Origin of the sequence: Micromonospora sp. KC721 (genome assembly GCF_004348355.1) — a bacterium.
In the GTDB taxonomy this organism is placed as follows: Bacteria; Actinomycetota; Actinomycetes; order Mycobacteriales; family Micromonosporaceae; genus Micromonospora.
The window spans coordinates 1-8,681 of sequence record NZ_SMJY01000230.1 but is presented as its reverse complement, the minus strand read 5'-3'; the positions used below and the strand labels follow the sequence as shown (position 1 = coordinate 8,681).

Here is an 8,681-nt window from a genome sequence, read left to right as displayed (position 1 = left end):
GGTCGGCACGGGGGCGGCAGACGCGGTGGTCGGCGTGCGGTCGTGATCCCGGGAGGCGACGTCCTGCTGCGCCCGCCCGGCGAGGGCGGCCTCGACCCCGGCCGGCGTCGCCGGCTCGTCGGGCCGGGCCTGGAGACCGACCACCCCGGCCAGCCCCAGGCAGCAGGCCAGGCCCGCGGCGAGGGCGACTCGCGCTGGCCGGCGGGGGTTAACGAGGGTGCCGAGGCGGGTACGAAGGGAGAGGGTCGCCGCAGTGCCACTCGCCGCGGTGCCACGGAGTACGCCGACCTGAACGGACGATGAGATGTCGTCCGAATAGCCAGCCGTGCCGGGGGGACCGCACTGGTCGCCGATGGTGTCGTCGTCACGCATCCGACGAGGCTAGGCAACGAATCCGCTGGTCAACCGGGGTCAGCAGGTGTCCCTTCCCACACTTGGCGACCCGTGAACCGGACACGGCCGGTCGCCCCACCTGCCCCTTGGCCAGACCCGCCGTACCGGGCATCCCGGAAAGCCGGGGCCGGCCGGAGCGTCGCGGAACAGCCGGGCGGAGATCCCTCCGACCGCTCACATGATCGACGTGCTCCGCCGTTCGCTCCACCTGACGTACACCGTTCGGATGACCCCACCCTGGATGATCGCCGGGAAAGGGGGCTTCGCCCGGATTTGATCCACGGATTGTCCACAACGCGCCCGCTGCTGGAATGGAAGCGGCCAGCGGGTACGTTTCCCGGACGGGAGCCGTGCGCGCGCGGTCCCGTACGCGTGCTTCCAGGGAGGTCCGAACCGGTGCTCGACCCACACGAGCTGTACCAGCTCACCGACGATCTGCCCGGCCTCGGTCAGCCGGTGCTGATCCAGGCCCTCACCGGCTTCGTCGACGCCGGCGCCGCCAGCCGCCTGGCCCGCGAGCAGTTGCTCACCTCGCTGGAATCCCGTCAGATCGCCACCTTCGACATCGATCAGCTCTTCGACTACCGGTCCCGCCGGCCGGTGATGACCTTCGTCGAGGACCACTGGGAGCACTACGACACCCCCGAGTTGGCGCTGCATCTGCTGCACGACGACGACGAGACGCCGTTCCTGCTGCTCACCGGCCCGGAGCCGGACCTGCAGTGGGAACGTTTCGTGGCTGCGGTCAGCGGGCTGTGCGACCGGCTCGACGTCCGGCTCACCATCGGGCTCAACTCGATCCCGATGGCCGTACCGCACACCCGCCCCACCGGGGTGACCGCGCACGCCACCCGGCGCGAGTTGATCGCCGGGTATGAGCCGTGGCTGCAACAGGTGCAGGTCCCGGGCAGCGTCGGCAACCTGCTGGAATACCGGCTCGGCGAGCAGGGTCGGGACGCGGTGGGTTTCGCCGCGCACGTGCCGCACTACGTCGCCCAGACCGAGTACCCGGCCGCCGCCGAGGCGCTGCTCGCCTCGGTCTCCCGGACCACCGGCCTGCTGCTGCCCAGCGACAGCCTGCGGACCGCCGCCGAGGTGGTCCGGGTCGAGATCGACCGCCAGGTCGCGCAGACCGACGAGGCGGCGACGCTGGTGCACGCCCTGGAGGAGCAGTACGACGCCTTCGCCCGTGGCCGCGGGGAGAAGAACCTGCTGGCCACCGGCGCGGGACCGCTGCCCACCGCCGACGAACTCGGCGCCGAACTGGAACGCTTCCTGGCCGAGCAGCCCCGTCCTGGCGACACTCCCAACACCTGACCGCACCCCCCGGCCACGCCGTTGTCCTGGCGCGAGCACCGCGGTCGGACTGCCCGCCGCCTGCTGCCTGCCGGCCGCGTCGCCCGTCTTCCGTCCGGGCGGCGATGTCGGGCGACGCTCACGGCGCGAACCCGGCCGGCGCAGGCCAGGCCCACCGGGCAGAGGTCCACCGGCCCGGCCGGGCGGCGCGAGGTGGCCGGATGCGGCAGGCTGGAGACATGCGCCTGGCAACCTGGAACGTGAACTCGGTGAAGGCCCGGCTGCCCCGACTGCTGGACTGGCTCGCCACCACCGGCCCGGACGTGCTCTGCCTGCAGGAGACGAAGTGCCCCGACGGGTCCTTCCCGTCGGCCGAGGTGGGCGAGCTGGGCTACGAGGTGGCCAGCCACAGCGACGGCCGGTGGAACGGGGTGGCCATCCTGTCCCGGGTCGGGCTGGTCGACGTCACGGTCGGATTCCCCGGCGAACCCGGGTTCCCCGAGCCCGAGGCGCGGGCCCTCTCGGCCACCTGCGACGGGCTCCGGGTCTGGTCGGTGTACGTACCGAACGGGCGCGCGCCCGACGACCCGCACTACGCGTACAAATTGGCCTGGTTCGCCGCCCTGCGGGACGCGCTGGAACCGGAGGTGGCCGGCGGCGGGCCGCTCGCGGTCTGCGGTGACTTCAACGTCGCGCCGACCGACGCCGACGTGTGGGATCCGGCGCTCTTCGTCACCTCCACCCACGTCACCCCCGCCGAGCGGGCCGCCCTCGCGGCACTGCGCGACCTGGGGCTCAGCGACGTGGTGCCCACCCCGATGAAGGGCCCGCACCCCTTCACCTACTGGGACTACCGGGCCGGCATGTTCCACCAGAACAAGGGGATGCGGATCGACCTGGTGTACGCCTCCGCGTCGTTCGCCCGCACGGTCCGCTCGGCGTACGTGGACCGAGAGGCGCGCAAGGGCAAGGGCCCGTCGGACCACGCGCCGATCGTGGTGGACGCTGATCTGGTACCCGCCGTCGAGTCCTTCTGACCCGCCGGTACGCCGCCCGACCGGTCGGCGATTTCCGCACGTCGGCGGGATGACGGGTCGAGGGCCGCGTGCGGGGCGGGTCAGCGCGAGGTCTTCTCGAAGGCGACGAGACCGCGCCCCGCCTCGGGCGTGACGACCAGCGTGGCACCCTTCGCGGTCCTTCGTGTCGCGTACCAGGACCGCACCGGGGAGATTGTCGGCCACCTCGACGCAGTCACCGCCGTTGCCGCCGATCTTCGTGCTCGAAGTGGTCCTCGTCCACTCGCCGTCACCGATCGAAGTCGAGCATGGTGGCGGCCGGTTCACGTGATGGCCGACCCGCGGCGCAGGTCGGCCATCGACCGTGGGGTGCTCGTACGCGAACCGCGCGTGCGGCGGTCAGCCCACCGAGATCGGGGTGTCGACGACTCCGAAGCCCGTCAACTCACCGAAGTCGGCGGTGTTGAAGTTCGGAATCACCAGGCGGGAGTTGCTGAGGCACTGCATGCTGCGAACCCAGTAGAAGCCCTTCGGGTCTCCGTTGTCGTTGGCCAACGGGAACCTCACGAGGACGGTGTCGGCGTCCCGTTCGGGGAAGAAGAACACCGTGGTCCCGTCGGCCTCCGCCTCTTTGTAGGTGGCCTCCAGGTAGCCGCCGTCCTGCAGCACCTCGGGGCGGAAGTAGATCGCCGCCCGCGTGTTCGGTTCGATGTCGGCCTTGACCTTGAAGGAGACCGAAGACTCCTCCCGGAAGCCGGTGATCTTGAAGCGTTTGCTCGCCGCCGTCGCGGTGGCCTGGAACACGCCTTCCAGCCCCACGGATCCGTTGACGTTCAGGAAGGCGCCGGACTCGATCCGGGCCTCGGCCTGCGATCGTACGTTGACGTCGAACGAGAACGGATCGGGCTCTGTCCCGTCGCAGTTGTTCTGGATGTCGCTGACCCGGAACGAGTTCCCGTTCGTGACTGTTTCCGTACGTTGGATGAAATCGCACTTCTCCAGCAGCGGTGATCCGTCGCGGCAGTGCAGGGCGACGTCGCTCGCGGTTGCCGCGCTGGCGTTGTTGCGGTTCATCAGCGGGATGAGCCCGGCCGCGGCGACCGCGAGCACTGCTCCGATGACAAGATAACGGCGCCGTCGGGATCGCGGCCCGGCTTGTCGGTTACCGTGGGTGAGCTGGTACGTGGACAATGGAACTCCTTAGTCTCAGCGAGAGTGAATGTGACCGCGGTCCGACGACGGATTACCGGGTCGGCTCCGGCGGGAACGGCTGGGGGTCGTCGTCCTTGAACTCGTCCCCGGTGCAGTCCGTCAACTTGGGTCGCGCCTCACCGTCGGGGTTGCCGCTGGGCAGCAGCAGCGGTGCGTCGATCGTGGTCTCGAAGCTCCACTCCCACGGCGTGTTCTCGGGGCCGAAGGGTCCCCCGCCGGCACTGTTGCGGGTTCCGCCGGTAACGGTCCAGAGTCCCTTGATCTGCGCTCGCCGGGGGATGAACTGGAAGGTTCCCTTCTTCCCTTCGGGCACGTTCACGGTTCGCGCCGTCGTCACCGTCCTCACCTCGGTCGTGAGGGTGCTTTCGGTTCCGTGCTCGCCCCACTCGGCGCCCAGCAGGTTGACGAAGCTCGCGGAGAAGCTGTCACCGTCGTCGACGAAATCGCCCGCAATCTTCGCCGCACCCTGCTCCACACTGACCTCGAACGACAGGTTCTTGTTGGTGTTGGGGGGGCAGTTGGCCACCTCCTTCGACGGGCTGAACGGTTCGCCGAAGATCAGCTTCGCGTCGTCCGCCCCCAGCACCTCCGTCACCCTGAAGTCACAGGTGTCGGCCGGGAAGGTCTGGGCGAATTCCGAAGCGAACTGCTGTTTGCCGTTGATCTTCAACGAGCCCTTGCAGAGCTTCATGGCCTCGTCCTTCGGACAAGGGTTCACGATCTTGACGCTTCCATCCCCGGCGGGGTCACAGCCCGCCTCCGCCGCGTGCGCCGTATGGGTGATCGTCACGATCCCAAGGCCGATCGCGATCGTCGATCCAACCGCGATAAGACGACGTTTCATCGTTCTCCCTTCCACTGCCATCGCACGATGAACGGTGTGGCGTTCAGGAGAACCGCGTCTCGGCGGGATCAAAAGGGACAGTTGTCCCGACAACCGCCGGCGTCGCGGTTCAATCTCCCCCGGTTCAATCCTGTGAATAAGATCACACGCTCCCCCAGGGCGGCGTCAGTCGAGGGCGACTGTGTCGTCGCGGACCAAGCGGCTGACCTGCGGGCGAACCGGTGAGTCACCACTCACCGAACGGAGGATCTGGACCGCCGGTGCCGCGGGCATCGACTGCCGCAGGTTCCCCCGGATCCGCATCGCGCTCCCAGGTGTCGGTGCGCACACGAAACCCTCACCCGAGTCCACTGCGAGGTTTGCCATTGACGCGCCACCACTATTGTCACCAACAGTAGGCATGGCCTTCCTCCGGTGATGCCGCCGGCCCGGGATCCAGGTGTGGTACGGGCGAATCATGCTTTCGGTTCAATCATCCGACTGTGTTAATAACTACATTGGCGCATTGGCGAGACCTTGTGGACACAGACTTCCAGCACAGCCGATACTCGGCCGGTCCCAGCGCGGAACAGGCGGCATGGCTGGAAGGAGTCATTCGGCATGGATCCCGGGAGATGAGCACAGTCGACCTTGGCCGGGTATGGTGCGCTCCGGCCAACGAGGATACGCAGGTCGTGCCGTCGCTCTCAGTTGCTCTCGTCAGCCACGACGGCGCCCAACCTCCCAGTCTGAGCCCGCTGCACCCGCGCGTGACCGGCGACCTGTCCGTGGTGCGCCCCTTCGACGACGTTGTGGTGTGCTACGGCCATCACCCAGCCACCGACGTCAGGGAGCTGCATCGGACATTCGGTCCCCGCATGCCGGCAGTGCTGGTCGCCGCCCGCAGCTTCGACCAACAGGACGTGATCACCGCCTTCGGTCATGGCGCTACCAGCTACCTGGTTCTTACCCAGACACCGGAGTTCTGCCTGAGGGGCGCGGTCATCACCACCGCCAACGGAGAAAGCTGCCTCAGTCCAGCCGCAGCGACCACGTTGCTGAGACACATGCAGCCCGTTCCGGCGGCACCGGCGCGCATCCACTCCAGCACCATCACCCCCCGCGAGCGGCAGATCATGGAGCTTCTCGCCACCGGCCACACGGTCACCGAGATAGCCGGTCACCTCCGGCTGACCGGCAAGACCGTACGCAACAACCTGAGCAACATCTACGCGAAACTGCAGGTACGCCGGCAATCCGAGGCGATCCTGCTATGGCTCGGCCACCAACCCCAGCCGGAACCGATCGGTGCGGTCCGCCGACACAGATCGTGAATGGCCAGGTTGGGTCGGGTTCGGTGGTGAGGCCGGTACGGGTCAGGGATGACCAGGGCACCCGTAACCCGTCGGGACACGCTCCGCCCCCGCGCTCTGGCTAGGGTGGGGGGCATGGCAGTCGTGAAGATCAACGCGATCGACGTCCCACCCGGTGCGGGCGAGGAACTCGAGAAGCGGTTCGCCGCCCGAGCCGGCGCGGTGGAGAACTCCCCCGGCTTCCTCGGCTTCGAACTGCTGCGCCCGGTCGCCGGGGAGAACCGCTACTTCGTCTACACGAAGTGGGAGAGCGAGGAGGCGTACCAGGCCTGGGCCTCCGGACCGGCCCGGGCCGCGCACGCCGGCGGCGAACAGCGCCGACCGGTCGCCTCCGGCGCGACCCTGCTGGAGTTCGAGGTCGTGCAGCAGGTCACCGGCAAGGGCTGAGCCACCGGAGGCCAGGTCCACAGCTACCCGGCGGCGGCTGTTGCCGCCCGCTGGCGATGCTCGCCTCCGGTGCGCGTTTCCGGGTCAGCGGCAGACGGCGCAAGAGGGTACGTTCGCCGCATGGTCGTGACCCTGCGCGAGATCACCGACGCGAACCGCGAGGCGATCCTCGCGCTGCGCGTCGCACCCGGTCAGGAGCGGTTCGTCTCCACGGTTCGCGACGCGCTGCGAGAGGCTGTCGAGTACCCGCACGCCAAGCCGTGGTACAGGGCGGTCTACGTGGACGACGAGCCGGTCGGCTTCGTGATGGTGAGCTGGAACGTGGAGCCGCAGCCGCCGGAGATCATCGGACCGTGGTTCCTCTGGAAGCTGCTCATCGACCAACGGCACCAGGGCCGCGGCTACGGCGTTGAGGTTGTGCGGCAGATCGCGGAACTCGTGCAGGGCGAGGGCGCGACGGAACTACTGACCAGCTACGTACCGGGAGACGGCGGCCCGGCCGGGTTCTACCAGCGGCTCGGGTTCGTACCGACCGGTGCGTACGACCCGGACGGCGAAGTCATCATGCGCCTCACGCTGCCCTGGCCGCGGTCTCCCAGCAGTCCGACCAGCGAGTAGCCGCCGGATCACCGCACCGGCGTCGGCGCGCACCTGGCACGACGGCCGGTGGGCGGTGGGCGGTCAGGACTCGCGGGTCTCGACCAGCGAGGCGAAGGCGATGACGTTGTCCCGGTAGCCGGTGTCCCCGCCCACCCAGGCGCCGCCGCAGGTGATCAGGCGCAGCGCCGGCGGGCCGTCGTCGCCGTAGACCCGGTCGGCCGGCATCTGGGACTTGTCGAAGTGCTCCACCGAGTCGACCCGGAACACGGCCACCCGCCGGTCGTCCCGGGTCACCTGGATCTCGTCGCCAGGCTTGAGCCGGCGCAGGTCGTAGAAGACGGCGGGACCGCTGGTCGAGTCGACGTGACCGACGATGATCGCCCGGCCCGGCTCGCCCGGGGTCGGGCCCCGGTCGTACCAGCCGGTCTCGTGGTGCCGGCTCAGTGGCGGCACCGCGATCGAGCCGTCTTCGGCCTGTCCGACCGGAGTCACCGGAGCATCCACCCGGATCGCCGGGACCACCAGGCTGACCGGCCGGCTCGCCGGCAACCCACGGGCCGCCGGCCGGTCGACGGCCCCCGGGTTCCCGGAGTCGGCCGCCCAGTCGAACGGCCCGGCGGTACGCCCCAGACCGGCGCCGGTGGCGAAGACGCCGACCAGCACCAGCAGCACTGCCAGCGGCGTCGACCACGGGCCGCGGGCCGGGCGGCGGTCCCGGCCGGCGGCCGGGGCGGTGGAGGGGCGCACGCGCTCAGCTCCCGGCCGGACCCGACGGTCTGCCGGCCGCGACGTCTCCGGTGGCACGCGGGCGGCGGGCCGTGACGACGCCCACGATCGCCCCGGCGATGGTCAGGGCCAACCCTCCGGGTACCAGCAAACCGCCGAGATTCGACCCCCCGGCCGTCCCGCCGAACCCGGTGTGCGGGCCGGGACTGGACTTCACGTGCTTGACCACCTGGAGCATGGTCGAGGCGCTGCCGCCGTCGCGGCACTCCAGCTTGACCGGATAGTTGCCGGGGCGGGTGCGGTCCCGCACCATCGCCGAGGCGGTCAACTGCCCGTACTGGGGATGCGCCTGAATCCGGCCGAAGGCGTCGGAGACGACCGTCGCCGGGATGGAGTTGTCGTGGCAACTCGCCCGGATGCCGACCAGGTAGCCGGGGCGGACCATGCCGGGGCGGACCTCGACGAAGACCTGGCCGGGAGGCTGCCGGCGCTCGTCCGACCCGGGCCATCCTCCGGCCGGGTCACCAGGACCGGGCGCCACGGCCGGCGGCGGCGCGGCGAGCGACGTCACCGCGAGTGGCGGCGCGGCGAGTGCCCGGGCGGCGAGGGGCGGGGCGGTGGCGCTCAGCACCGGGCCGAGGGCGCCGACCGCGATCGCCAGCGCGGTGCGCCGGAGCGTGACCGACATGCTGCCCCCTCTCGTCGCCCTCGCCGCAGGGCCGGGGCGACGCAAGCACCCGGCCTGCCGTACGGGATAAATCGTCTCACCCCCGGGCGGACATCACATCCGATCCGCCGGAACCGTCGCGTACGCTCGGGTCGCTGTGACCTCCACCGACCCGAACCCCGCCGCCC

General features: G+C 70.0%; 9 protein-coding genes and 2 pseudogenes. 5 read left to right on the top strand and 6 right to left on the bottom strand.

Features of this window, described 5'->3' with window-relative positions; all coding sequences use genetic code 11:
• Positions 1 to 372: pseudogene (locus E1182_RS26850) on the bottom strand (hypothetical protein); the annotation flags it as partial.
• A 417-nt stretch (positions 373 to 789) separates the two neighbouring features.
• Between E1182_RS26850 and E1182_RS26845 the strand changes: the two are divergent.
• Together E1182_RS26845 and E1182_RS26840 are read left to right on the top strand one after the other, a co-directional pair.
• A complete protein-coding gene (locus E1182_RS26845; protein WP_132270402.1) occupies positions 790 to 1,710 on the top strand; it encodes a proteasome assembly chaperone family protein in 921 nt (306 codons plus the stop codon).
• Between the two features lie 218 nt (positions 1,711 to 1,928).
• The gene (locus E1182_RS26840) at positions 1,929 to 2,726 is read left to right on the top strand and encodes an exodeoxyribonuclease III (protein WP_132270409.1); all 798 of its coding nucleotides are present in this window, start codon (positions 1,929 to 1,931) and stop codon (positions 2,724 to 2,726) included.
• A gap of 147 nt (positions 2,727 to 2,873) precedes the next feature.
• On the opposite strand, the pseudogene E1182_RS26835 reads toward E1182_RS26840, so the two are convergent.
• The 3 genes and pseudogenes from E1182_RS26835 to E1182_RS26825 form a co-directional block, all read right to left on the bottom strand.
• Positions 2,874 to 3,002 (bottom strand): annotated as a pseudogene (locus tag E1182_RS26835) (DUF397 domain-containing protein); the annotation flags it as partial.
• A gap of 102 nt (positions 3,003 to 3,104) precedes the next feature.
• Positions 3,105 to 3,815, bottom strand: coding sequence for a hypothetical protein (locus tag E1182_RS26830; protein ID WP_132270400.1), 711 nt, complete (start codon positions 3,813 to 3,815; stop codon positions 3,105 to 3,107).
• Positions 3,816 to 3,948: 133 nt separating this feature from the next.
• Entirely contained in the window at positions 3,949 to 4,761 is an 813-nt protein-coding gene (locus E1182_RS26825; RefSeq protein WP_132270397.1) for a hypothetical protein, read from the bottom strand.
• 614 nt (positions 4,762 to 5,375) lie between these two features.
• Between E1182_RS26825 and E1182_RS26820 the strand changes: the two genes are divergently transcribed.
• The 3 genes from E1182_RS26820 to E1182_RS26810 all read left to right on the top strand — a co-directional run bounded on the left by E1182_RS26820 (position 5,376) and on the right by E1182_RS26810 (position 7,118).
• Entirely contained in the window at positions 5,376 to 6,074 is a 699-nt protein-coding gene (locus E1182_RS26820) for a response regulator transcription factor (protein ID WP_207921533.1), read from the top strand.
• A gap of 114 nt (positions 6,075 to 6,188) precedes the next feature.
• Positions 6,189 to 6,500: an antibiotic biosynthesis monooxygenase gene (locus tag E1182_RS26815; protein ID WP_132270395.1), complete on the top strand. Its 312-nt coding sequence runs from the start codon at positions 6,189 to 6,191 to the stop codon at positions 6,498 to 6,500.
• Positions 6,501 to 6,620: 120 nt separating this feature from the next.
• A complete protein-coding gene (locus E1182_RS26810) occupies positions 6,621 to 7,118 on the top strand; it encodes a GNAT family N-acetyltransferase (protein WP_207921532.1) in 498 nt (165 codons plus the stop codon).
• Between the two features lie 63 nt (positions 7,119 to 7,181).
• On the opposite strand, the gene E1182_RS26805 is transcribed toward E1182_RS26810, so the two are convergent.
• Complete coding sequence (locus E1182_RS26805) at positions 7,182 to 7,847, bottom strand: class F sortase (RefSeq protein WP_132270393.1); 666 nt, start codon at positions 7,845 to 7,847, stop codon at positions 7,182 to 7,184.
• A 4-nt stretch (positions 7,848 to 7,851) separates the two neighbouring features.
• Positions 7,852 to 8,514: a hypothetical protein gene (locus tag E1182_RS26800; RefSeq protein WP_132270390.1), complete on the bottom strand. Its 663-nt coding sequence runs from the start codon at positions 8,512 to 8,514 to the stop codon at positions 7,852 to 7,854.
• Positions 8,515 to 8,681 lie beyond the last annotated feature (167 nt).

What these genes read in the sequence shown, in the direction of transcription:
- E1182_RS26820 (WP_207921533.1), top strand. Translation starts at nt 5,376, where the DNA reads ATGAGCACAGTCGACCTTGGCCGGGTATGGTGCGCTCCGGCCAACGAG.
- E1182_RS26800 (WP_132270390.1), bottom strand. Translation starts at nt 8,514, where the DNA reads ATGTCGGTCACGCTCCGGCGCACCGCGCTGGCGATCGCGGTCGGCGCC.
- E1182_RS26825 (WP_132270397.1), bottom strand. Translation starts at nt 4,761, where the DNA reads ATGAAACGTCGTCTTATCGCGGTTGGATCGACGATCGCGATCGGCCTT.
- E1182_RS26810 (WP_207921532.1), top strand. Translation starts at nt 6,621, where the DNA reads ATGGTCGTGACCCTGCGCGAGATCACCGACGCGAACCGCGAGGCGATC.
- E1182_RS26840 (WP_132270409.1), top strand. Translation starts at nt 1,929, where the DNA reads ATGCGCCTGGCAACCTGGAACGTGAACTCGGTGAAGGCCCGGCTGCCC.
- E1182_RS26815 (WP_132270395.1), top strand. Translation starts at nt 6,189, where the DNA reads ATGGCAGTCGTGAAGATCAACGCGATCGACGTCCCACCCGGTGCGGGC.